The sequence below is a fragment of the Chromohalobacter beijerinckii genome, from assembly GCF_023061185.1.
GTDB lineage: Bacteria > Pseudomonadota > Gammaproteobacteria > Pseudomonadales > Halomonadaceae > Chromohalobacter > Chromohalobacter beijerinckii.
The window spans coordinates 1-23,316 of record NZ_JAKGAK010000028.1; the positions used below are offsets into that span (position 1 = coordinate 1).

Consider the following 23,316-nt stretch of genomic DNA (forward strand, 5'->3'; position numbering starts at 1 on the left):
AAGCGAATTAACGGCAACTTGGTAAGGCGAAGCTTGCGATGGTTTAAATAAAAACCAAAGACGGGACTTGGCAATAAGCGAATAAATGGCGATAATATGGACACATCCCAACTGTCTAGAGGTAAAGAATGTCTCTGTTGAGCGAGTACATGAAAAAGGAACAGCTGCTAAAGCAACTCAGTGAAGAGTTGCAGCAGTTGGAGCAGGACCAGCGCCTGACATCCGAGCTGGAATTCAAGGAAAAGCTCGAGACCTTGATGAAAGAGTACGACAAGACGCCTGCAGCCGTTATCGAGATGCTCGATCCGCAGCCGGCCTCTCGCCCTGCGGCGGCATCTCAGGCGAGCACCGGCGGGCGCCGCAAGCGCAAGCTGAAGATCTACAAGAACCCCAACACCGGTGAAGTGGTGGAAACTCGGGGCGGTAACCAGAAGACGCTCAAGGCGTGGAAAGACCAACACGGCAACGAGACCGTCGAGTCTTGGTTGGTGCGCGTCGAGGACTAAGCATCCTTGAGGACAAGTGCTTTACAGCGAACGTACGTTGAGTTCAGTACGTTGAATCCTGAGGCACGTTGTTCGTAAGTAAAAGGCTGATGCGTGAGCATCAGCCTTTTTTATTTGCCATATTCTGGGCTAATGAAGCGTCAAAAGCGGCGTTCGAAAGCCACTTCGCCCAGCGAATGCGTATCGTGAGCTTTACGGTTGATCGATGGCTCCTGGCTATCCCGTTTCAATAGATATCGGCTTGATAGCTTGGCTGGAGCGCAGCTCAACACAAGAGGCATAACGGAATGGCACAAAAGGCGCCACGGGCGTCTACGCTAGTTGATGAGGCCTCGGGTAAAAGGATGAAAGGCTTCTCATCAACAGCAGGAGGCCGTAAACATGGCAATGGGAGTTAGCAAGGCCAGGTTTTGGCTAGGGCTTTTGTTGGTGCTGGCGATCCTCTCGCTGGGAGAGGCTTGGCTCACATTCGCCCTGGCGTTGGCCGCGCTGGTCATGGCAGGCCTTGCCATCTGGCTGGCGCGGCGGCGTGAACGCAAGCAGCGTTTGAAGCGCCAAGCCCTGCGCAATGACCGTGTGACCGATCTGCCGGGGCGCGTACTCCTCGAACGACACTTGCAACGCTTCATGGACGATGCCTACGCCGTCTCGCTTTATTATCTGGCGTTCGATGCCTTGCGCCATCTGCGCGCTCAGTTCGGGGTCGAATGCGCCGACCTGGCGGCTCAGGGCATCGCCGAGCGCCTGCGCGATACCTGCGGCGGCGTGTGTTATCCGGCGCGCCTCTCGGACAATGTCTTCGTGGTCATGGCCTCCGGCGCGCAAAACTCCCTGGCCATGGCTGCGCGTTATCAGGAAATGCTCCACGCGCCTATCGAGGTTCATGGTGTGCCGCATCGGCTCGAACCACGCATTGGGGTTGCCATATCGCCCGAGCACGGCAAGACGCCCACGGCGCTGTTACAAGCCGCGCAGGATGCCGCTGACCAAGTGCTAGCCAGCGCCGGGGCCGAGCCGCAACTATTCGAGCTCGATCTGCTCAAGACATCCGAGCGTCGGCGTTTCCTGGCGGAGACGTTGGCCGATGCCCTGGAGCAGGAGTCCCCGTTCTTCGAGCTGTATCTACAACCCCAATACCGTCTCGCCAATCGGCAGCTGGTGGGCGCCGAGGCCTTGATTCGTTGGCAGCACGACACCTTCGGCACTATCTCGCCCGGTGAATTCATTCCTGTGGCCGAAGCCAGCCACCAGATCGTGCCGCTGGACGAAAAAGTGTTCGACACCATGCTCGCCTGGCTGGCGCGTCATGAACTGCCGCATACGCAGAGCCTGGTATGGGCGGTCAATCTGTCGATACGGCATTTCGACGACCACCGATTCACCGACTGGCTGCTGGAACGCTGCCAGTATTACGGCGTTCCCCCGCAATGTATCGAGCTCGAGGTCACCGAGCACGTCGCCACACAGGACCTTTCTCAAGTGCGCCAAATCATGCGCACCTTGCGTCTGCACGGCTTTGGGCTGGTGCTGGATGATTTCGGCGCCGGCTATACCTCGTTGCGTTTCTTGAAGGAACTGCCGTTCACTAAGGTTAAGCTCGATAAAGTCTATATCGATGCCATCGCCGAGGATGAGCGCAGCCAATTGCTGGTCAAGGGCATCATCGATCTGGCGCGGGGGCTAGGGTTGACTGTCGTCGCCGAAGGGATAGAAACTCAGGAACAGATGGATGTCCTACGCGGGCTGGGTTGCCCCGTTGGTCAAGGCTATCTATTGGGACGGCCGCGGCCCGCCGAGTCCTTCCTGTGGCGGCTGTCACAGCGCCAAGACACGTTACCAGCGCGCTCCGCGCGCACGCGCTAACTTCTGTACGCCAATTCAGTGAGTGCGGCGCATGGCGCATACAGCGCATAAAGAAACGTAGGGATTGAACTTCGCAGATTTGGCATCATCTATAATACTGGGCCGAGTCAACGCCAAGCGATTTAGACATCGCCTATTCAGAGCAACCGTTTTTCCGCGTTACCTATCTGTGTGACTCGTTGCCGTACGTCGAGCGTCTCCGGTACACCTGACCGAAGCCGTGTTATTACGCTTTTGAACCGCTACATCGTGATTTCAATATTTCCATGAAAAACAATCGTCAAGCCGCATCACGCCAAATGGATGAGCGTGAAAAGCTCCGCAAGTTTCGTGAACTCGATGACGCCTTCGCCACGGCTCTCCAAGAGCTCGATGGCGGCGGCGCAAGCAATGAAGATGCCGCGCCCCAAGAGCCGCCGTTCGAGGAACGCCTGCAGGCGCTGATGCAGGAATACAACCAATCCAGCCAAAGCGTCGCCACGCTGATGCGTACCATCGTCGAGATCGGTCACGCGTCACGCGAAGCGCAGTGACATATCGCTCGGGGCGCTCCACTGGCGCGCTGGGAAGGCACGACGAGAACACACGAGAAAGAGTTGACAGCGTCCCCACAAAGGTCCAAGCTTAGCGAAGTAGGTTAGCAAGTGGCATACCGTCAGTAGTAATCGATGTCTTCGAGAGCCTGGTGTATCGCTAATTTGTTTTACCCACTGCAACTCGGGTAAATACCCGGCAATTGAAAGCGCAATGCGTGTAAAGGATATCGAAAATGGCAACTGGTACAGTTAAGTGGTTCAACGACGCTAAAGGTTTCGGCTTTATTTCTCCGGACGACGGCGGCGACGACCTCTTTGCCCACTTCTCCGAAATTCAGGCTGAAGGTTTCAAGTCTCTGCAGGACGGTCAAAAGGTCTCTTTTGACGTCACTCAGGGCAAGAAAGGCCTTCAGGCGTCTAACATCAAGCCCGAGTAACTTCGCGCTTGATCTGAAGCCGCAAGGCTTCGCATAACAGGGCCCGCTTCGGCGGGCCCTGTTGCGTTTGGGGTAGCGGTTGATCAACGACCGCTAGGCAGTGCCTCAAGCCATTGGCGAATCCGCTTCTGGTGCCAGCGACGCGATATGCGATGCGTGTCGAACGACGTCGGCACGATCAAGCAATCATCATTCTTCTGGTTGGGATCGAGCTCGCTCTTCTCCAGCATGAAGGTCCGGTACGCACCCAGCGGGCGATTCTCGCTCCCGTAGATCGCGATCAGTCGGATCTCCAGCATCCTCGGCTTTTCATCTGCGAGCGTTAGCGTATTTCGGTCGATATCCAGCTCGTGTCCCTCAGCGATGTGATCGATGATCTCTCTGAACGAGCACACCTGATGATAGTCGCCCGAGTCCAGCGGCCCTTGGCGCGTGGCATGCTGCTCGTCAATACCTTGGTCACTGTCACCTGGCCGCGTGTAATCGGTCAGGTCGCAGTGATATTCGCCCTTGGACGTGTGCAACACCCCCATGACATTCGAGACGAAGATCGCCTCCGAGCTCATGTTGCTGATCAGGCACATGCCGTCCGGCGACTTGCTACGCCCGCGGTTGATGATGATGCGTGGCCGCCGCTGGCGCGCAAAGCCCAGGTAAAGAAGCTGCGCATAAAAAAGCCACACACCCAAGGTGCAGAAACTCGCGATCGCGCTCAGCGCACCGCTATTATTGTTGAGCCACTCGAGCATTCCTTGCTCTCCTTATAGATGGTAAGCAAACGGTATTGCTTGGAAAAAGAAAAACGCTGCCTGACAAGTATCGTCCGGCAGCGTTGACTGTGCGACTCTAGCAAAAGAGGTAAAGCGTGCGGCGCGAAGGGCGCGGTGCATTCACCTATTGCGTGGGTCATGCAGCTTGATATGTCATAAACTCAGTTTCAATAACAATTGTTAAACACGGCACATGAACCCTGTCGCTGTAGAAGGTTGATATAAAACAATGAACACGGCGTTTGCCTTCAATCTGCGCGAGGTTAACGGGGCGCTGGGCGATCTCGGCACCTTGCTGCCGTTGATGTTGGGGAGTATCGCCATCGGCGGGCTAGCGCCCGTGCCGGTCGTGTTGGGGTTTGCCGTCTTCTATCTGGGCACGGCGTTTTACTATCGCCTGCCCATCCCCGTGCAGCCCATGAAGGCCGTGGCGGCCGTCATATTGACGGCGGGCATGTCGCCGCTGGAGCTGGCCATCGCCGGGGCAATGATCGGCGTGGTGTTGTTGCTCCTGGGGGTGACCGGCTGGATCGCGCGCCTCAATCGTCTGATCCCGCAATCCGTATTGGCCGGGCTGCAACTGGGGCTGGGGGCGCTGCTGGCCTTGGCCAGTCTCTCACTGATGGCCGATCAGGTCTGGATAGGCATTGCCACGCTCAGCGTGCTGCTGGTGGCGATGCGCTTTCCGCGTTGGCCCTCCGTGGTGCTGGCGTTATTGACGGCCTGGGGGCTGGGGCATTTCCAAGCGGCGAGTCCGCCGCTCATCGACACCGGCACCGCGTGGTTTCCCGCGCTGGCGAGCTGGCCGGACATGCAAAGTATCGAGCGTGCCATGTCGATGCTGGTGTTGCCGCAACTCTCGTTGACCGTCACCAACGCCATCGTATTGACCACGCTCGTCGCCGGCGATTACTTCGGCGAGCGCGCCACGCATGTCACGCCGGCGCGCTTGTCGATCTCCACCGGTCTGGCCAACCTTGCGCTTACGCCGTTCGGCGCCTTGCCGATGTGTCACGGCGCCGGGGGCTTGGCCGCGCATTACCGCTTCGGCGCACGCACCGGCACTGCGCCGCTACTACTGGGCGGCGCGTTGCTGGCCGTGGCATGTGTGCCACCGCAATGGGGGCTAGGAGTGCTTGCGGGTATTCCCAGTGCCGGATTGGGCGCCTTGCTGCTCGTCGCTGCCTGGCAACTTGCCGTCACCAAGCGACTGTTCGACAGCAAGCCCTCCTGCTGGCCGGTGATCGCCGCGACCGCCGTGGTGACGGTCGTGCTGGATCCTTTCTGGGGGCTCGTCGCCGGCGGCATCAGCGAATGGGGGCGGATCAGGTGGCATCGCCATCGCCACGCTTGAGGCGTTTCACCCAGCGTTGCTTGGCGTAGCGGCGCAGGTTCTCGACGTTGTCCGTCTCGTCGACGATGTCCTGGCCGAGGATCGTCTCGATAACGTCCTCCAGGGTAATCAAGCCCACCCAGGTGCCATGCTCGTCGTAAACCACGCGCATGTGGCCGTGATCCTTGAGCATCGCAGTGAAGACATGCTCGACGTTATCCGTCTCGTGCAGCGCCTCGATGGGATGCATCAGCGACTTCATGGTCTGCTCATCCTCGGCGTGATAAGTATCCGACTTATGGATGTAGCCAATCGCCTGCTCGCCGCCATCCATCACCGGAAAGCGCGTGAACTGCATCTTGCCGAACTGTGCGTCGAACGCCGACACGCTGAGATCCGGCGGCACTGAAACGCACACCGTGCGCGGCGTCATCACGCTTTTCACACGAATCTCATGCAGGTTGAGGATATTGACGATGGCCCGCGTTTCGTCGCTATCCAGCGCCTTCTCGTCCAGGCCGATGCGCGCCAGCGCCTTGATTTCGCCGCGCATGTCGACATCGTGCTCCGACTTGCCGATACGGTTGGTGATCCGTTCGGAAAGCCAGATGAACGGCGTCAGCACGAAGATCATCACCCGCAGAATAGGCGGCAGCAGCGGGGCGAGGGCACGCCAGTAACTCGCGCCGATGGTCTTGGGAATGATCTCCGAAACGACCAAAATCGCCAACGTCATCAACGCCGAGGCGAGAGCGACGTGGGCATCGCCGAAGACCACCGCCACCTGCGCACCCACGCCCGTCGCGCCCACGGTATGCGCGATGGTATTGAGCGTGAGGATCGCCGCCAATGGACGGTCGATGTTGGACTTCAACTTGGAAAGCGAGGCATGCAGTTTCGGGCGATCATCCTTCAACTGCGCAATGTAGCTCGGGGTCAGCGACAGCAGCGCCGCCTCGAGAATTGAACATAAGAAAGAAAAGCCAATGGACAGGATGGCGAAGGCCGCAAGGAGGACCATGAAGACTCTTGGTTGAGAATGGAGCGCTCATTTATCCAGTCCCGAAGAAGGCTGTCAATCCATGCGTGAGGCGTTTTTCAACGGTGGGTGGCGGGGTGGATTGCAGAACCAGATTGGCGTCTGCGTTTGGCTTGCTAAGTGTGATGTAATTGGTCACACTTAAGGCATGATCATAAGCTTTCGACATAAGGGCCTGCGTGCCTTCTTCGAGAAAGGAACGACCAAGGGAATTCGAGCTGACCACGCTAAGCGGTTGGGGCGAATTTTGGCGTTGCTCGACCGAGCCGAAGACCCAGAGGCGGTGAATTTGCCGGGTTGGCGGCTGCATGCGCTAAAGGGCGAGCAGGCCGGATACTGGTCGATTACCGTAAGCGGTAATTGGCGAGTGATATTCCGTTTCACAGGGCCGGATGTCGAACTGGTCGATTACCTGGACTACCACTAGGAGGTGGAACATGACCCGCATGCATAATCCCCCGCATCCCGGTGAGACGCTGCGCGAAGACGTGTTACCGGCACTCGATATTAGCGTGACGGAAATGGCGCGTCGCCTGGGGCTGGCGCGGGAAACGCTATCGCGGATTCTGCACGGCAGGGCGCCGATTAGTCCGGACCTGGCCGTTCGTCTAGAGCGAGCCGGCATCGGCCGGGCGCGTACCTGGCTGGCGGCGCAAGGCGACTACGATCTATGGCAGGCCGAACACCGCAAACAGCCGGCCATCGAGCGCTTCGCCAAGTTGGCGTAAAGCAGCTCAAGAGCAATGTCGGGTGCCGGCATAGAGAGCTGACTGCGCTTGCCGCCATAGCTAAATATGCTTATTATACACACAATAATGCGGTGAATTGTGTGGTAATTGGAGGGCTGATATGGCGACGTTACTAGAACGACCCGAAGAGGCGGTCTCTGCAACCGCCATGGCACGCAACTTCAGCACCCGGCTCAAGGAAATCTCTTCCAGACAGACTGAGCGGCTGGTGATCTTCAAGGACAACCAGCCGGCAGCGGTGCTGATGAACGTCCAGGCCTACCAGGATCTCGTCGATGAACTCGAAGACCTGCGTATCGAAGCAGTCGCTCGGGATCGGCTAGCCAGCTATCAAGCCGATCAGGCCATCGCCCATGACGACATGCGTGCGCTCTTTGATCGGTCGAGTGAGTCGTGACTTGGCGCGTCATTTACCACCCAGACGTACAGCAAGACCTGACGCGACTGGGCTCGGCCGCTGCAACACGTATTCTGGATGTCATTGAAGCGCGAATCCGCGATGGCGAGCCGGAAAAGCTCGGGAAGCCGCTGCCAGGGACCCTAGCCGGTTGCCGGCGAATTCGTACTGGCAATACGCGCATCGTGTACAAGGTGGATGGAGAGGCCATCCAAGTGCTGATCGTGGCGGTCGGGGCGCGGCGAGATGAAGAGGTTTACCGTGCCCGCCGCTGACACCGTGGTAGTGTTGACTATCCGCCAACAGTAAGAAGCGGGCTTCTAGCTGAGCCGTCCAGTCACCGTGCCGACTAGCCACCCTATCCATGGTATGTCACGCGGGCTGTGAGAAGCTGCTCGGGCAGACGTCTTGCTCTAAACTGCAAGGAAATGAGTTTCGCTATAAATGAATACTTCACACCAAGAGGTGATCGGCATGCAAGCATCTCCTCCGATTGATAAGGAAACCTTGCGCGCAGAGCTCAAGCGCGAGCTGCGTTCCGACTTCCTGCAGGATATCCGCATCGAATCCGGCATCGATAGCTCCGGCGAAGAGGCGGTCTGGGTCTGGCTCGTCGTGGATGAAGGTGCGATGGGGAGCCAAAAAAACAAGAGCAAGGTCAAAGACATCAGGGAAAGCATCTACCGGACGTTTTCTGAACGTGCCCCCGGTGTCTTTCCTTATATTCGTTTAGAAAATCCCAAAGCCCAGGCATAGGAGGTCGTAGGTGTCACTTTCACAAGACCTCCTCGAACAGGCGCGTATTCTCGAGCGCAAGGAACCCAAGCGTCCCAAGCAAGCTAGCCTACGTCGTGCGGTTTCTACAGCGTATTACGCCCTGTTCCACCACCTGATCGACCTGTCGAGCCGTGAAATCGTGAGAGGGAGTGCTGATTGGGGATTACGGGAAGCCGTGGCGCGCTCCCTCAATCATGCGGACATGCGAAAAGTATGCAAAAGCATCGCGAGTCGTAATCCTCCTGCCCCCATGGCATCGCTATTGGGCCAGCCTCTTGTATTGGATAGCGGCTTACTGGCGGTATCGGAAGCCTTTGTCGACCTTCAACAAGCGAGACATGAAGCCGATTACGATCTAGCGAGGCGGTTTACGCGAGATGATGTCGCGGCGCTGGTTGACTTGGCGGAGGATGCATTTGCAGGCATCGATGCGTTGAAGCGCCGCAATACCCGACAATACCGCACCTTTATTCTCGCCTTGGCCTTTCACCCCAGTTGGTCGCGCGCCTGATACTCCCTTAGCAGAGCTCGATTCTTTTAGTTTTGTACGAACCAGGAAGCCCGATGACCGATTTTATTACCGATTCCACGCGCAATCGCCTTATCGAGGGCGTTCACGTCGCCGGCCAGGAGATCATGGCGATCTACCGTCGCGACTTCGCCATCGAAGAAAAGGCCGACGCCAGCCCGCTCACCGAGGCGGACATGGCCTCGCACCACGCCCTGGTCGGACTGCTGGAAGCCATTACCCCCAAGGTGCCGATTCTCTCCGAAGAATCCGCCGAGATCCGCTACGAGACTCGCCAAACATGGCAGCGTTACTGGTTGATCGACCCACTGGATGGCACCAAGGAATTCATCAGCCACAATGGTGAGTTCACGCTCAATGTCGCCCTGGTGGAAGACGGCGTGCCGGTGTTCGGCATCGTCCACGCGCCCGCGCTCGAAAGCGGCCCCGCGACCTGGTGGGGCCAGCACGGGCAGGGCGCCTGTAAGCGCGAGAACGGCGGTGACGACCAACCGATTCACGCCCGCGCATTGCCCGATCCCCAGGCCGAACCCTGGAAGATCATCGGCAGCCGCCGCCATGGCGCCGAAATCTTCGAAGCCTTCTGCCAGCGCCTGCCCGCGCATGAATGCGTCTCCATGGGCAGCTCGTTGAAGCTGTGCCTAGTCGCCGAAGGCAATGCCGATCTCTATCCGCGCCTCGCCCCCACCTCTGAATGGGACACCGCCGCCGCCCAGGCCGTCGTCACCGCCGCCGGTGGCCAAGTGCTCAATGTCGAGACCCTTGAACCGCTGCGCTGCAACCAGCAAGACAGCGTGCTCAACCCATTCTTCATCGTCTGCGGTCAGCGCGACCAACGCTGGGAAAACGCCCTGCGCGAGAGCGTCGCCTGACGAGGGGCAGAAGCTATGGCGCCTTGGCATCAGGCGTTGAAGCGTTTGGGGACATGTCTGGGCATTTTTATGTTCATAAGCGGAATGGCGCGACTTTTCCAGGCCGCACGCCCTGAAGCACAAGACCACGAGCAAGGAGCTGGTCGAGTCGTACATGAAGCTCCACAAGATTAAGCCGGGGATCACCGGGTGGGCTCAGGTTAATGGCTTTCGTGGCGGGACGGCTTCCATCGAGAAAATGGAAAAGCGGGTCGAGCACGATTTGTGGTACATCGACAACTGGTCGCTGTGGCTAGATCTGCGCATCATCGGCTTGGCGATCCTGCATGACTTCATACACAAGAATGCGTATTGAAGCGTCGTGTTGCATGCAGGCTGACGGGCACATTGGTATATTCACGAGCCGCTGACTTTGTCAGCGGCTTTTTCATGGAAGGCCCACATGATGTGGTCATGTCATGGCATGGCATGGCGCGTCACGGGGCTTGGTCGGCTGTTTTGGGGGGTGGAATGTTGCGTTTTCGCCTGTGGGAGCCTAGCTGTATCGGGCGGCGGTCTCCCGGTGTTCTTGTGGTCGTGGGGGTTGCGACCCTGTTGCTGTATGGACTGTTGCGCGTGCTGTGGCCTGGTGTTGGCAGTCTGGCGGGGACCGCTACGGCGTTATTGGGGTTGATTGCCGTCCTGACATGGGGGAAGGGCATACGCGGAACCGCGCCCTTGTGGCTGCTGCTGCTGTCGGTTGCCGTGCAGGTGCTGTCATGGGGGCTGGGGTATCTCCATCATCCCGAGTGGGTGTCGAGTAACCCGGAGGTCGACCGTCTGGCCAAGCTGTTCATCTTCATTGGCGTTGCCTGGTGGCTGGGCGGAAGCTCTCGCAACACGCTGCTGGTATGGGGATTGGCGGTTATCGGCTACCTCGTTGCCTCTTTCGTGGTCGGTGGCCTCGATGAATGGCGCAAAGGCTTGGAAGGCATGAGAACCGGCTTTGGCATACGCAATAACCAACACGGCTCGATGCTGTTTGGGGTGGCCTTGCTGGGGCTTGCGATCTTTGGCCGCCGTATCATGACAAGCGGCACGCGCTGGGTGCCGTGGCGCTGCGTGGGCTGGGCGCTGGCGCTGGGCATTTGCGTGGTTGCCATTGCCATCGGGCAGACGCGCGCGGTATGGCTGGCTCTGGCCGCTTCCCTCTCTGTGGCCGTGTTGCTTGTGCTGTTGTGGGCTAATGCGCGAGGCCTTGGCCGGCGCATGGTGCGCCCCCTCTTGGGCGGCCTCGCCGTGGGGCTGGTGCTCATCATGCTGGGGGGCGTATTCTTCGGGGACACGCTGAGCGAGCGCTTGGAAACGGAGTCCGGCGTCGTGGCGGAGTTGCTGCAGGGCGATCTGGAGTCGGTGCCCTATAGCAGCATCGGCATTCGTATTCATACCTGGGTGGCCGCGGGCGAATGGATCGCCGAGCGCCCTCTGGTCGGTTGGGGCGGCGAAGGGCGTGGCCTGGTGATCGACCATACGTCCTGGTTACCGGAGTCTGTGAAGGCGAACTTCGGCCATCTGCACAACTTTTTCCTGGAAGTCTGGGTGGCATATGGCTTGCTGGGGCTCGGTGTCATCGCGGCGCTGGCGTTCTGGATCGGCCGGGGCACCTGGCTGGCGTGGCGCACGGGTGTCATGCCGAACGACATGGCGCTGTTCGGGGCGGCGTTCTTCGTGTATTGGATGATCGTCAATCAGTTCGAATCCTATAACTCGTTTTGGACGGGGGTGTACGTGCATAACCTCATCGTGGGGGGGCTGGTCACGCATATTTGGCGCTGGCAGTTGGAAAGCGGCCAGCGAGTGTTGGCCTGGCCGACGCGGCGGAGCACGTGATGCGCACATTGGTGGTCGTGCGCTCCCTGAAGATGGGGGGCATGGAACGGGTGGCGATCAACCTGGCCGATGCCTTTGCCGAGGCCGGGCACGAGAGCCATTTGGTGAGCTTCCGCCCGGTGAAAACGCCGCTACGCCCCTCGCATTCCGGTGTACGGCAGCATGCATTGCCGTTGATGCGCTGGAGCCGGTTGACCGTGATCGGCTTCTGTCTGGAGCTGATTGCACGGTGGGTGCTCAATCCCTTGCTCAAGCGGGCCTTGTTTCTGGGCACTGGCATCATGGGGGGTATGGTGTTTCGTGCTTGGTTGTGGCGCTTCGAGAAGCGCCATGGCCGCGTGGATCGCATTGTCTTCCGGGGAGTGGGAACGTTCGAGCAGGTATGGACATTTCGCGATGCACGCGCGCGCTATGTACTCGAAAACATAGTGCGTGCCAATAAGCCGTCGTTCAGTCGTTGGCTATTTGCGCGATGCCTGTATCAAGGGCGGCATTTGGTGGCGGTGTCAGAGGGAGTCGCCGAGACAGTACGTCAGGGCATGGAACTGTGGCGTTTTTCGCCAGCAAGTTTGGAGGTCATTCCTAATCCTTGTCCGATCGCGGGCATTCTTCAGGCTATGCGCGAACCGCAGCCGGGTATTCCCGCCAAGCCGTATATCGTCAATGTGGCGCGTATGGTACCCGCCAAGGATCATGCCTTGCTGCTACGCGCCTATGCGCGCTCGGGCGTGACCTTGCCGCTGGTGCTGGTCGGGGACGGCCGGGAACGCGAGCGCCTCGAGGCTTTGGCAGGGGAGCTGGGTATCGCCGAGCGGGTGATCTTCGCGGGCCAGCAAGAAAACCCCTACCCATGGATGCATCACGCGAGGTTGTTCGTGCTCAGCTCGCGCTTCGAGGGCATGGGCATCGTACTGTTCGAAGCGCTGGCCTGCGGTACGCCAGTACTGAGTGTGGATTGCCCCGGCGGCATTCGCGCCATACTCAAGGGGCCGTTGGAAAGCAGCATTGTCGCGCATGATGAAGAAAGTTTGGCGCAAGGGCTGAGTAATGCGCTCAGTACGGAGCCCGAGCCCATACAAGAAGCATGGCTGGACGACTTCAAGCCAGAGACGATTGCCGCACGCTTTCTGCAAACGGCTGACACGCAGTAGCCATTTTTTGCCACAGGCATATAAGACATTAGTACTACGATTCGTGCGCTTTAATTGATATCATGCTAACTATTGATAAAGCATGACGACAACGAGGCGTACGCATGGAAGATGGTTCATCTCACACGAAAGGGCAGCCCGCAGAGCCCTGGCGAGCTGATAGTGATGGCAAGGTGCGAGGGAGCCTGTGATGCGCCCCTTGCTACCCATGAAACGGCGTTTACCCAAGGCCCCCGCCGGTGACCCAGCCTTCGCCCCCTTGGAAGACCCTCGCATGTACTGGCCGGTACAGCGGGCGCGCTTGTCAAAAACGGTGAGAGAGGGCGCTCAATCCCTGGGCGTGCCAGTGGAGTGCGGTTTGCTTCGCTTATGGCAACATAATCTGCCGGGCGCCGCCTGGGTTGAACGTATCGGGTTGCCACGCCGCGCGGTTGAATTAACGCTTGGCGATAAGCTGGTCTTGCACGTGAATCCGAACAACCTGGTTCGAGCCACTCACTGGCAAGGCTGGCCCTATAAGTACCGGCCGACTTCCTCGGCGTTTATTTGGGATGGCGAGTGGGACCTGCGGCGTGGAGACTTACGAACCAGCTCCCGCGCACGCTTCATCGCGGATATCGATGCGCACCGCGATGACCTCGCACAGTCGGAAGCATTCGCCAAGTACATGGCGCGCTTGAAGGCTGGCAAGCCTTGGTCGTCGCATCAGCAAGGTATCCTGCTAGATAGCGAGGCCCGCATTCTCACCTTCTTGCGCGTTTACCTTAGTTTCATGGACGACATGGCCGCGCGCGGCTTCGACTCCACGCGTGGCAAGGATATGCTGGGTGTCGCTGTCACACGTGAAGGGCGACTTCTCAAGATCAACCGTGGCTTGCATCGCCTGGCCATGGCCCAGCATCTAGGCCTGCCGAGCGTGCCGGTAATGGTCAAGGCTGTGCATCGCCAGTGGTGGGAGCGGGTGACGCAAGGTACAGTAGGGCATGTTGCTTGGCAACGCACATGTGGAGAGTTACCTACCTGCATACCCGAAATGGAAGCTGGGCCCCTCGACCCTATAGAGTCGTGAAGGCAAAAATACGGACATAGTGCTGCGTAACCTCCAGTAAAAGGTAACGAAGTGTTGTTACCTTTTAGTAGCATCAATAATTTAAACTGGTCTCGTCGCAGGGGGTGTTTTGATAATTAGTCATAAGTATAAGTTCATTTTTATACATTGTCGAAAAGTGGCCGGAAGCTCCATCAAAAATACGCTATGGCCTTATTTGGGTGATGATGACATTGTGATAGGAAGCCTAGATGAGATTCTTAAAAATGGACATACATTAAATAGCAGAGCCAAAAAAACCTTATATCATCCTAGAGCGCTGAATGTGACACGAAAAGCTTTCTTGGAAAGGTGGCGATACGGTAATACGAACAGATATCGCAACCTTGTGAATACTGCGGTTAAGGCAAAATATAAAAAGACGCTTTTTAGAAACCCTGTGCATTCACCGGCTGAGGCTGTAAAGCGCTATTTCCCTTATGAGTGGGAGAACTACTATAAGTTTTGCTTCGTGAGAAATCCATTCGATCAGGCCTTGTCGGAATATTTTTATCAAACTCGAGGCTTGGAACGAGATGTCTCTTTTAGCCATTTCTTGAAAGCGATGGCGGGCGAGGTGGATGACCCGAAAATCGTGCCTCATGGATTTAGAAGTAACTGGCCACTTTATACTTGTGATGATGAGCTGGCTATTGACTATGCTGGTAAGTATGAAAGTATCGAGGAAGAGTTTAAAATTGTTTGCCAACACCTTGGTGTCCCTTGCCAAGACAGGTTGATGAAAGAAAAAAAGGCTAAAGGTGATAAAGGTGAAATCAGTAGCTGGTACAGCGAGGATGATATTCAGAGGGTCAGGTCTATTTACGCGGACGAAATTCGTTTCTTTGGGTATTGAGAAATCTGTCGAGCGGGAGGGAATGTGCTTTTAAAACGTTTTTTTAGAGAACGGGTTTCGTTTGTTTCTTACCCGAAGAGTGGCAGGACTTGGTTGCGTGCCATGTTAGGAAGTTACTTTTCTTTAAAGTACGAGGGCGATAGTGCTGGTACTTTCCCCGATGTGAGAGAGTTGAGTGATAAAAATGGGTTGCCTAAGATTAAGTTTACCCATGATGGGGCTTCCATGCAGGCTAGCTTAAGCTATAAAGATCTGCGAAGCGGACATAGAGATTATAGAAAAAACAAGGTAGTTTTTGTTGGAAGAGATGTCAGGGATACGTTGGTATCGGCTTATTTTCAAGCCACAAAGAGAGTTAATGTCTACGAGGGAAGTGTTAGTGATTTTTTGAGAAGCGATACGTATGGCGCTGATAAAATATTGAGCTTTTACCAGCTATGGCATTCTGCATGTAATGAGCCTTGCGCCTTTCTTTACACGAGTTATGAGTTGATGCATGAAGATGCAAGACGAGAGTTGACTCGTGTTTTGAATTTTATGGGTGTTGAAGTTGATGATGATTTAGTTGGGAAGTCTGTTGATGCATGTTCGTTCAATAACATGAAAAAAATGGAGAAGAGTGGAGAAGGAACGTCATCGGCTTTTCGTCCGGCTGATACGAAGGATGAAGAGAGCTATAAGGCAAGAAAAGGAAAAGTTGGAACGTATACGGAAAACCTCTCGGAAGAGGATATTGATTATATCAGTAAACGTGCCTCGGCTTATGGAATAGATTTGTATGATCCATGGAATGGCCAAAAGAGCCATTGATAAGTAAGCCATGATGCTTATTAGCTTCATATCGCCTGATCAAGCCAGGCGACCTCAAGCCAACGACATGATGGAGCGCTACCACGGCCGGGTCGTCTATGTGCTGGCCTGGCACCTGCGTAGTAATTTCTTGTAAATCCCTCCTTAAAAATTAGCCTTTCGTGCTATCTTAGATTTGAAGTGATATATAGACAGAAAGCCCTTTGTATTAGGTTATTGGGTTTTTCTTACATTCATATCTCCCCGAGATAGGCATGAAATATAAGGTTAATCCCGTTTCAATCCCCAATAATGTCGCCTTACGGCGACAGCCTCATCCAAAGGATGGGGCTATCAGCGATGATCAGTTAAGCAGATTTGATGATAAATACGTTTTTTATGATGTGTTTATTGACTCTGATAAGGACGAGTTGGTTGCAATTGGTCCGCCCGCCCTAAATTTGAAACCTTATGTAACAAATCTCCAGGTTTTTGTGAGTGGGAAGAAGGAAAAATTTTCTCTCACTGACTACCCAGAGCAAAAAATTTCAATCCTGAAAGCCAGTCTGTCACGGCAGGAACGCTATGACGTAGTCTTTAAGTTCCCTGACTTCGAGAGCAATGTCTCCTTGGGGAATGAGTTTGCAGTGTCAAATAATAAGGTGCTGACCGCGATATCCAAGAACAATGCCGTTGAATGGATCGATGAGTGGATCGATTTTTATAAGGCGAATTACGGCATTGACGATGTCTTCATTTACGACAATGGAAGCGACAACCTGGAAGCGCTCGAGGAGAGGGTAGGCGAGAAGGCGAATATCGTCAGCTGGAACTTTCCCTTTGGCCCAACGGCCAAGCGCTTCAGCTCGTTTGCCCAGCCGGTCGCCTTGAATCATTGTCTGAAGCGTTTTGCCAAGGGCGGGGTGCTGTTCAATTTCGACATAGATGAGCTGCTGATTGCCGACGAAGACCGCATCATGTCGGCGGTTGCTCGTCATAAGGTCGTCTACTTCGAAAGCCATAACGTGCCTTACGTGAATCCCGGCAAGCACGATTACTCGTTCTGCGATTTCAGGTATCGCTACCCGGAAAGGAAAAGAACGGCGCGCAAGTTTGTCTGTGACGCGGATGCCAATTTCTTGATTTCACCGCATAACACCTGGGTGAAAAAGAATTATCTCCTGGCGAGCCGTTTGAAGCGCAACAAGCCGGATGCTCTGGTCGATGCCGATGCGTACTTCTTGCACTTTCTCGGCATCACGACCAACTGGCAACCCGACCTGGACAAGTTGAAGGAGGTCCCTAAGGAAAGCTTGGTAGAAGATGATAGTCATATACGGATGATGCCTGTGGGTTGAATTGCGCCTAGGATGGCGCTTGACACAGGCACTGAAAAAGGAATTTACAGTGGCTGATGGAAAATCTTTTTTATTTGTTTCCGACCATTTGGGTGGGGGCGGTGCCCCAATCTCGATTCTAAACTTGGCGGAGATACTGGCCCAGCGTGGCCATGATGTCACCATTGCCGTGCTCAGCGATAAGGTGTGGCACGACATCCCCGAGGGAGTGACGGTCAAGACGCTTCCCTTCCGATACAAGAACGTCTGGCAAAAGCTGCGGCGCTTTCGTTTGCACGCCGCGAAAGTCGATGCGTGGCTGCGCGAGGACGCGAAAACGTACGATGTCGTCATCGCGAACCTGTATTACGCGCACCGGGTCGTCACATATTCCTCGTTGGCGGCGCAAGCGTGGCTGTGCATTCGCACCGATCCTACGGAAGCATTGCTGAGTAAACGGCGCTCTCGACCAAAAGCGTTACGCAGGATTAGAAAGCTCTATGGCGGGCGCCGGGTCGTCGCTATTTCCCACGGCATATTGGCCTCGTTATCTGACGCTAAGGCGGCGCCGGGACGTGGCGAGGTCATTCACAATGTCATCGACGCGAGTGCCATCGAACGCCGCATGGACCAGAACGTTGAGGTGAGCGACTATATCGTCAGCGTGGGGCGCCTGGGGCTGCGGCAAAAGCGCTATGACCGCCTGCTGCGCGCCTACAAGGCGAGTGGTATCGCGCAGAAGCTGGTCTTCGTCGGCGAGGGTGAGCTGGAAAACGCCCAGGCGCTGGTACGTGAGCTGGGGCTCGAGTCGCGCGTGGTGTTCCTCGGCCAGAAGGCCAACCCCTATCCGTACATTCGTCACGCCGACCTGCTGGTGCTGGCCTCCGACTACGAGGGTTTCGGCCGCGTCATCGCAGAGTCGCTGATCTGCGGCACGCCGGTGGTGAGTACCGATTGCCCCTCGGGACCGCGGGATATCCTGACGGGGGAACTGGCGAATTATCTGGTGGCCTGCGATGACGAAGCCGCACTGGCCGAGAAGATCGCCAACGCCGTCGCGGCACCGCCACGTATCGACCCGAGCCATTACCGGGGCTTCTCACCTAGCGCCATCGCTGAACGCTACGAGGCGCTGCCATGAGTTTCTTATAACGCGCGATGCGTCGCCATGAGTCCCAGTAGGTCATGATCGAAAAAGCCCCGAACCGGGGCTTTTTTGTTTTTACGGCGTCTAATGCGTGTTGCGCCTCAGGGCCGCGCGCACGTATTTCGAGATGCCACGCAACAACTGCTTGTGGTCCCCGGACTTGAAGGCGTACTTCACGGTGTCGGCGAGCAGCGCGAAGGGGATGCGGCAGCCGTTCTTGAACAGGACCTCGAGCTGCTTGTAGCGCCGCACCGACAGCAACCGTTCCCGTTCCGCCGGGGGCAACTGGCGCCGAAGTTCGGCTTCTTCCTCGTCGATGATCGCGTAGATACGGTCGATCTCGTCGCACGCGAACCGCTTCTTGGAGAGCTGGAAGCCGGCGTGCACTCGATAATTGAAGAGAGGCTCCGGTATTGAGCCGATGGCGGCGCCGTGAATGAGTGCCCGTGTCACCAGCATCAGGTCTTCGCGGTAGGCCAACGATTCGTTGAAGCCGCCTATCCGCTGGAAGAAGGCGCGTTCGATCATGATGGTGGGCGCATGCGGGGAGGGGTCGCCGAAGAGCACATCCTGGGCGCACGTCAGGGGCGGCTGGATGGCGCTCGGCGGTTGCGTCTCGCCGTCCGTGTCGAACCGGTCGAAGGAGCAGATGCTGAGATCCAGCTTGTGATCCAGCATGTGCCGCAACTGATGAGCGACCTTGTGCTCGTAATAGAGATCGTCATCGTCCAGAAAGGTGACGTACTCGCCCCGGGCCAGCTCGACGCCCCGGTTGCGCGTCGCGGAGACGCCGACATTGGCGGGGTTCGCCGAGTAGCGGATGCTGGGCCCCAGAAAGGGTGCGATCTGCTCGTGCGTCGCCAATTGGTTGGCGGAGCCTTCGCCGTTGTCGTCGACCAGTATCGTCTCGACCCGGGGATGCGTCTGTGCGATGACGCTGCGCAGTGCCGCTTCGATGAAATGGGAGCGCCCATGCATGGGAATGATAACGGAGACAAGCGGCACGTCGGTCATAGGGAAAGCGGGTCGGTGATGTCGGTGTGAAGCCGGATGGTAGCACGGTGGCTTCTCCGGTTTGTATGACGCCTGCCATTTTTCCGCCGGCCCGGCCGGCGCCTCCGGACCAGCACCATCTGCCTCATTTCGACGACGCCTTATCTCTACGACGCGCCACTCGGCCCTGAATCATCGGCGATGTACGCCCCCAGAATTTTGTAACGACAGCGATAGCTATATAGGGTGTGTGTACATTTTGTGTCGAACGTCGATACCGGCGATGGGGCTCGGCGCCTCGATGATGCCTAAAAATCTGACTTACAACTTCAATATTACGGGGTGATCGAATTGAGCAACCAGCTACTGACCGGGCGCAGCTCCCTGATGTTCAGCACGGCCTTGGCCGCTTTGTTTCTGGCAGCGCCGTCCTTGTCGGCCAATGAGGCCGAGCAGGAAGCGTCGGCCAGCAAGCGCGGGCCGGAAACCATCGCCAACCAGTTCGTGTTCGGCTCCGGCAAGGAGTGTCCCCATGAGCCGTACTGCCTGCCCGCGCTCGAGGAAGAGTACGGCTTGCACTTCGCCGATTTCGTGGTCACCGACCCCGGTGGGCCACGCACGCGAGAGGCGCTTCTGAACGGAGACATCCAGATCGGCGTGCTCTTCACCACCAATGGGTATCTTGCCACTGACCGCTTCGTCCTGCTGGAGGATGACCGTAACGCCCAGCCGGCGGAAAACGTCATTCCGGTGGCCCACCAGTCCATCGGCGACGCCTACCCCGAGCTCGGCGAGGTGCTCAATCCGCTCAGCGCCGCCCTGACGACCCCGGAACTGACCGAGATGAATCGACGCTTCGCGCTCGACGGGGTGGAGGCGGAGACCATCGCCGGGGAGTGGCTCAAGGAACATGGAGCGTCCGCGCCTTCGGAGAGTGCGTCGAAAAAAGAGGGCCCCACCATCGTGGTCGGCTCCGGTAACTTCGCCGAGAGCATCATCCTGGCGGAAATGTATCGCCAGGCGCTCGACCAGGCGGGATACCCCACCCGGCATCGCCAGGAAATCGGCAACCGCGCCACCTATCTGCCCCTGCTCGAAAGCGGCGAGATCGACCTGTTCCCGGAGTACACCGGCAGCTTGGGTGGTTGGCTGAACACGCTCGCCGACACGAGCGGACAACCCCTGTCGGCATTGCTGCCCGAACGCGACCTGGTGGGCTTCGAGCCAGCCCCCGCGCAAGATAAGAACGGCTTCGTCGTCACCGCCGAGACTGCAAAGCGCTACGACCTCGAAAAGATCAGCGATCTGGCGAAGCCCGCTCCCTGAAGCTCGCTTCTTGGAGTTTGCATATTGGTCAACACGGCCGAGGCATGGCGCCCACCCAGGTTGTGAGAAGATATTAGTGGGAGCGAATTTATTCGCGATAGTCCCTGTCCCAGGTGCCCGCAACGCGGTAAGCTTCCAGGGTCGAGACAGGAGCACGCATGGCGAGTCAACCCCACCACCCTCACGACCACAGCTATAAGTTGCTGTTCTCTCACCCCGAGATGGTGAGAGATCTATTGACCGGGTTCGTCAAGGAAGCCTGGGTGGAACAACTCGACTTCTCGACAATGGAGAAGGTCAGCGGCTCCTATATCACCGAAGATCTGCGGGATCGCGAGGACGACGTCATCTGGCGAGTGCGCTGGGGCGACGACTGGCTCTATGTTTATTTGCTGCTCGAGTTCCAGTCGAGCGTCGATAGATTCATGGCCGTGCGAGTCATGACCTACCTGGGGCTGCTCTATCAGGACTTGATTCGTCAGGAGGCCTTTACCCCCAACGGCAAGCTACCGCCGGTATTGCCGATTGTGCTCTACAATGGGGAGAAGCGCTGGACGGCGGCACAAAACGTGGCGGACCTGGTCGAACAGGTACCCGGAGGGCTTGAACGCTATCGGCCGGACTTGGCCTATCTGCTTCTCGACGAAGGGGCGGTCATCAGCGACCCTGAGTGGTCGGATCACATGCGCAACGTGGCTGCTGCGCTCTTTCGATTGGAGCACAATCGCGACGAGCAAGATATGCTGGAGGTGCTGGGCACGCTGGTCGAGTGGCTCAAGGCGCCCGAGCAAACCGGGCTACGACGGGCCTTCGTGGTGTGGATACGCCGCGTACTGCTGCCCAACCGGGCGCCGGGGATGGAACTGCCCGAGTTCAACGAGTTGCAGGATCTACACGAGGTACACGACATGCTGGCAGAACGCATCAAGCAATGGCCTGAACGGTGGGAAGAAAAAGGCCGCCAGGAAGGCGAACAACGGGGCATCGAGAAGACCGCCCGCAACCTGATCAAGCTGGGGGTACTCAGTGATGAACAGATCGCCGAGGCCACGGGGCTGACGGTGGCCGACGTGGAAGGGCTGCGCGAAGAAGACACGCACTGATCCTGCAGCGAATGGACCATGAACTACGTTTTAGACGGCCCCTTTTGGGGCCGTTGTTGTTTGTGGCCGAGTTTGGCGCGTGGGCGGCGAGGTGTCTCATGGGGCATGAGTCGTCCAGTCGTCCAGTCGTCCAGGCGCAGCCCCGAAACGCGCTCGAATTCACGTAGGTTGTTGGTGACGACAATCAGGCCCTGTGAGCGTGCATGACCCGCGATCATCTGATCGTAAGGCCCGATAGGGGTACCCGCTTTCGCGAGTTCGGCTCTTAGTTGGCCAGTATGGGCAGCGGCATCGTTATCGTAAGGCAGAACTTCCAGACGCGCTGCGAAGCTTTCGACGACGGCGATGTTGTGCTCGGGGTTACTGGATTTCTCCGCGCCATAGACGAGTTCCATCAGCGTGATGGAACTGATGCACATCTGGCTGTGGTGGCGCTTGAAGATCTCCCGCACTGAGGGCGGTTTGTTCTTGATCGTATAAATGCAAATATTGGTGTCGAGCATATATTTCAGCATTAGAATGCTTCCCGCCGCTGATCCTCTGGCTGCTCGCGCGTGGACATGAAATCCGCCGTGGCGCCAGGTTCGTCGAACCAGCTATCCCATGATTCTCCCGCTGGGACGATGATGCGCGTCCTGCCGATGGATATGATCTCGACACGCTTTACACCCTCAGGAAGGGCGCTTGCTTTGGGGAGGCGTATGGCTTGATTGCGATTGGATTGGAAAACGGAACCTTGAGGCATGACAGTCACCTTGGGATATTCTTTATGTATATCCCAATGTAGTGAGGCTCAAGAAGGCTGTCAATCTGCATGAATCGAGAGCCCCCAGAAAGAGCGGCAAGAAGGTCGTCAGGAAGGCGAACAACGGGGCATCGAGAAGACCGCCTGCAACCTGATCAAGCTGGGTGTACTCAGTGATGAACAGATCGCCGAGGCCACGGGGCTGACGGTGGCCGACGTGGAAGGGCTGCGCGAGGAAGGCACGCACTGATCCTGCAGCGAATGGATCATGAACTACGTTTTAGACGGCCCCTTTCGGGGCCGTTGTTGTTTGTGGCCGGGGCATGAGCGCGCCCATGCTTGGATGGCGAGGCTTTTCATCTTCCGGTTGGTGCGCTTTGGCGTCACGATAGGGCGTTGTGCAAAGCGAAATGGGGCTCGGCATTGATGTTCAAACGTATTCTGGTGGTGTGTACGGGCAATATCTGTCGTAGCCCGGTGGCGGCGGCGCTGTTACAGCAGCAGTATCCTGATCGGATGATCGCTACGGCGGGCCTTGGCGCGCGTGTGGGAGAAGGCGTCGAGACGCATTCCCGCGCGTTGGCGGAGGCCGAGCGGCCGGAGCTCGCCAAGGCGCTCAAGGCGCATAAGGCACGCCAGATCGATGAAACGATGCTGCGCGAAGCGGACTTGGTCTTGGTAATGACGGAACGCCAACGTAGCGCGGTGGGGGAGCTTTTACCCTCGGCGTTCGGCAAGACCATGCTGTTCGGGCGTTGGCTGGCCAACCCGGAAATTTCCGACCCCTACGGCAAAAGCGACGAAGCGTTCACGCACGTGCATCGGCAACTGGTCAACGCGGCCGAGGCGTGGGCGGGGAAGTTGTAGGTTGGTATTGAGAAATTATACGTATTGAACAATGCATGACACGTAAATGCTGACGGCCCCTTTTGGGGCCGTTTGCGTTTGTGACCGGAGGATGAGCGCGACCATGCTTGGCTAGCGAGTCTTTTCATCTTCCGGTGGGCGTTTCTCCGCGTCACGATAGGACGTATTGCAAAGCGAAATGGGGCACGTTGGCGGGTATGGCTCAACCGACCGAGCGGCACTGTTAGTGGACAAGGAG

Annotated in this window: 28 protein-coding genes; 23 read left to right on the plus strand and 5 right to left on the minus strand. The window is 57.3% G+C overall.

The window, feature by feature from the left end; all coding sequences use genetic code 11:
- Positions 1-128 precede the first annotated feature (128 nt).
- The 4 genes from L1075_RS14965 (at position 129) to L1075_RS14980 (ending at position 3,342) form a co-directional block, all read left to right on the plus strand.
- On the plus strand, positions 129-506 hold the full coding sequence (locus L1075_RS14965) for a histone-like nucleoid-structuring protein, MvaT/MvaU family (RefSeq protein ID WP_040243597.1): 378 nt from the start codon (positions 129-131) through the stop codon (positions 504-506).
- A 381-nt stretch (positions 507-887) separates the two neighbouring features.
- Positions 888-2,369, plus strand: a complete 1,482-nt coding sequence (locus L1075_RS14970) for a putative bifunctional diguanylate cyclase/phosphodiesterase (RefSeq protein ID WP_246942607.1) — start codon at positions 888-890, stop codon at positions 2,367-2,369.
- A 266-nt stretch (positions 2,370-2,635) separates the two neighbouring features.
- The gene (locus tag L1075_RS14975) at positions 2,636-2,902 is read left to right on the plus strand and encodes a hypothetical protein (protein ID WP_246942608.1); all 267 of its coding nucleotides are present in this window, start codon (positions 2,636-2,638) and stop codon (positions 2,900-2,902) included.
- Positions 2,903-3,138: 236 nt separating this feature from the next.
- A complete protein-coding gene (locus L1075_RS14980; protein ID WP_040243594.1) occupies positions 3,139-3,342 on the plus strand; it encodes a cold-shock protein in 204 nt (67 codons plus the stop codon).
- 83 nt (positions 3,343-3,425) lie between these two features.
- On the opposite strand, the gene L1075_RS14985 is transcribed toward L1075_RS14980, so the two are convergent.
- Positions 3,426-4,091, minus strand: a complete 666-nt coding sequence (locus L1075_RS14985; RefSeq protein WP_246894614.1) for a hypothetical protein — start codon at positions 4,089-4,091, stop codon at positions 3,426-3,428.
- A 250-nt stretch (positions 4,092-4,341) separates the two neighbouring features.
- On the opposite strand from L1075_RS14985, the gene L1075_RS14990 reads away from it, so the two are divergent.
- Positions 4,342-5,466 carry a putative sulfate/molybdate transporter gene (locus L1075_RS14990; protein WP_246942611.1) on the plus strand — a complete coding sequence of 375 codons (1,125 nt, stop codon included), beginning with the start codon at positions 4,342-4,344 and terminating at the stop codon, positions 5,464-5,466.
- Here L1075_RS14990 and L1075_RS14995 read toward each other — a convergent pair.
- Positions 5,438-6,466, minus strand: coding sequence for a CNNM domain-containing protein (locus tag L1075_RS14995; RefSeq protein ID WP_246894612.1), 1,029 nt, complete (start codon positions 6,464-6,466; stop codon positions 5,438-5,440). The genes L1075_RS14990 and L1075_RS14995 overlap by 29 nt on opposite strands.
- A gap of 166 nt (positions 6,467-6,632) precedes the next feature.
- Here L1075_RS14995 and L1075_RS15000 point away from each other — a divergent pair, with 166 nt between their 5' ends.
- The 15 genes from L1075_RS15000 (at position 6,633) to L1075_RS15070 (ending at position 18,038) form a co-directional block, all read left to right on the plus strand.
- On the plus strand, positions 6,633-6,911 hold the full coding sequence (locus L1075_RS15000) for a type II toxin-antitoxin system RelE/ParE family toxin (RefSeq protein WP_040243590.1): 279 nt from the start codon (positions 6,633-6,635) through the stop codon (positions 6,909-6,911).
- Positions 6,912-6,921: 10 nt separating this feature from the next.
- Positions 6,922-7,212 (plus strand): HigA family addiction module antitoxin, encoded by a 291-nt coding sequence (locus L1075_RS15005; RefSeq protein WP_179861097.1) that lies wholly within the window; start codon positions 6,922-6,924, stop codon positions 7,210-7,212.
- Positions 7,213-7,333: 121 nt separating this feature from the next.
- Positions 7,334-7,630: a Phd-YefM gene (locus tag L1075_RS15010; RefSeq protein ID WP_040243589.1), complete on the plus strand. Its 297-nt coding sequence runs from the start codon at positions 7,334-7,336 to the stop codon at positions 7,628-7,630.
- Positions 7,627-7,905, plus strand: coding sequence for a type II toxin-antitoxin system RelE family toxin (locus L1075_RS15015; RefSeq protein WP_246894611.1), 279 nt, complete (start codon positions 7,627-7,629; stop codon positions 7,903-7,905). The genes L1075_RS15010 and L1075_RS15015 overlap by 4 nt, the downstream gene beginning before the upstream one ends.
- 169 nt (positions 7,906-8,074) lie before the next feature.
- Complete coding sequence (locus L1075_RS15020; protein WP_035412599.1) at positions 8,075-8,386, plus strand: hypothetical protein; 312 nt, start codon at positions 8,075-8,077, stop codon at positions 8,384-8,386.
- 10 nt (positions 8,387-8,396) lie between these two features.
- A complete protein-coding gene (locus L1075_RS15025) occupies positions 8,397-8,918 on the plus strand; it encodes a hypothetical protein (RefSeq protein ID WP_035412603.1) in 522 nt (173 codons plus the stop codon).
- 53 nt (positions 8,919-8,971) lie between these two features.
- The gene (gene cysQ / locus L1075_RS15030) at positions 8,972-9,808 is read left to right on the plus strand and encodes a 3'(2'),5'-bisphosphate nucleotidase CysQ (protein ID WP_040243585.1); all 837 of its coding nucleotides are present in this window, start codon (positions 8,972-8,974) and stop codon (positions 9,806-9,808) included.
- A 112-nt stretch (positions 9,809-9,920) separates the two neighbouring features.
- Positions 9,921-10,163, plus strand: a complete 243-nt coding sequence (locus tag L1075_RS15035) for a sugar transferase (RefSeq protein WP_343311318.1) — start codon at positions 9,921-9,923, stop codon at positions 10,161-10,163.
- Positions 10,164-10,318: 155 nt separating this feature from the next.
- Positions 10,319-11,677 (plus strand): O-antigen ligase family protein, encoded by a 1,359-nt coding sequence (locus tag L1075_RS15040; protein WP_246942613.1) that lies wholly within the window; start codon positions 10,319-10,321, stop codon positions 11,675-11,677.
- Positions 11,677-12,828 (plus strand): glycosyltransferase, encoded by a 1,152-nt coding sequence (locus L1075_RS15045; protein ID WP_246942614.1) that lies wholly within the window; start codon positions 11,677-11,679, stop codon positions 12,826-12,828. Before L1075_RS15040 ends, L1075_RS15045 begins: the two co-directional genes overlap by 1 nt.
- Positions 12,829-13,018: 190 nt before the next feature.
- Positions 13,019-13,897: a hypothetical protein gene (locus L1075_RS15050; RefSeq protein ID WP_246942616.1), complete on the plus strand. Its 879-nt coding sequence runs from the start codon at positions 13,019-13,021 to the stop codon at positions 13,895-13,897.
- Between the two features lie 109 nt (positions 13,898-14,006).
- The gene (locus L1075_RS15055; RefSeq protein WP_281504324.1) at positions 14,007-14,771 is read left to right on the plus strand and encodes a sulfotransferase family 2 domain-containing protein; all 765 of its coding nucleotides are present in this window, start codon (positions 14,007-14,009) and stop codon (positions 14,769-14,771) included.
- Between the two features lie 24 nt (positions 14,772-14,795).
- Positions 14,796-15,581 carry a sulfotransferase domain-containing protein gene (locus L1075_RS15060; protein ID WP_343311313.1) on the plus strand — a complete coding sequence of 262 codons (786 nt, stop codon included), beginning with the start codon at positions 14,796-14,798 and terminating at the stop codon, positions 15,579-15,581.
- Between the two features lie 254 nt (positions 15,582-15,835).
- Positions 15,836-16,918, plus strand: a complete 1,083-nt coding sequence (locus L1075_RS15065) for a glycosyltransferase family 2 protein (RefSeq protein WP_246942623.1) — start codon at positions 15,836-15,838, stop codon at positions 16,916-16,918.
- Between the two features lie 49 nt (positions 16,919-16,967).
- Complete coding sequence (locus tag L1075_RS15070) at positions 16,968-18,038, plus strand: glycosyltransferase (RefSeq protein WP_343311316.1); 1,071 nt, start codon at positions 16,968-16,970, stop codon at positions 18,036-18,038.
- A gap of 90 nt (positions 18,039-18,128) precedes the next feature.
- On the opposite strand, the gene L1075_RS15075 is transcribed toward L1075_RS15070, so the two are convergent.
- Positions 18,129-19,058: a glycosyltransferase family 2 protein gene (locus tag L1075_RS15075; RefSeq protein ID WP_246942626.1), complete on the minus strand. Its 930-nt coding sequence runs from the start codon at positions 19,056-19,058 to the stop codon at positions 18,129-18,131.
- Between the two features lie 330 nt (positions 19,059-19,388).
- Here L1075_RS15075 and L1075_RS15080 point away from each other — a divergent pair, with 330 nt between their 5' ends.
- On the plus strand, positions 19,389-20,363 hold the full coding sequence (locus L1075_RS15080; protein WP_246942628.1) for an ABC transporter substrate-binding protein: 975 nt from the start codon (positions 19,389-19,391) through the stop codon (positions 20,361-20,363).
- Positions 20,364-20,521: 158 nt separating this feature from the next.
- Positions 20,522-21,466 carry an Rpn family recombination-promoting nuclease/putative transposase gene (locus L1075_RS15085; RefSeq protein ID WP_246942630.1) on the plus strand — a complete coding sequence of 315 codons (945 nt, stop codon included), beginning with the start codon at positions 20,522-20,524 and terminating at the stop codon, positions 21,464-21,466.
- A 23-nt stretch (positions 21,467-21,489) separates the two neighbouring features.
- On the opposite strand, the gene vapC is transcribed toward L1075_RS15085, so the two are convergent.
- Complete coding sequence (vapC, locus tag L1075_RS15090) at positions 21,490-21,981, minus strand: type II toxin-antitoxin system tRNA(fMet)-specific endonuclease VapC (RefSeq protein WP_425531267.1); 492 nt, start codon at positions 21,979-21,981, stop codon at positions 21,490-21,492.
- Positions 21,981-22,211: a type II toxin-antitoxin system VapB family antitoxin gene (gene vapB, locus L1075_RS15095; RefSeq protein ID WP_179000333.1), complete on the minus strand. Its 231-nt coding sequence runs from the start codon at positions 22,209-22,211 to the stop codon at positions 21,981-21,983. Before vapB ends, vapC begins: the two co-directional genes overlap by 1 nt.
- Positions 22,212-22,637: 426 nt before the next feature.
- On the opposite strand from vapB, the gene L1075_RS15100 reads away from it, so the two are divergent.
- Positions 22,638-23,078: a low molecular weight protein-tyrosine-phosphatase gene (locus L1075_RS15100; protein ID WP_246942632.1), complete on the plus strand. Its 441-nt coding sequence runs from the start codon at positions 22,638-22,640 to the stop codon at positions 23,076-23,078.
- The last annotated feature ends 238 nt before the right edge of the window (positions 23,079-23,316 follow it).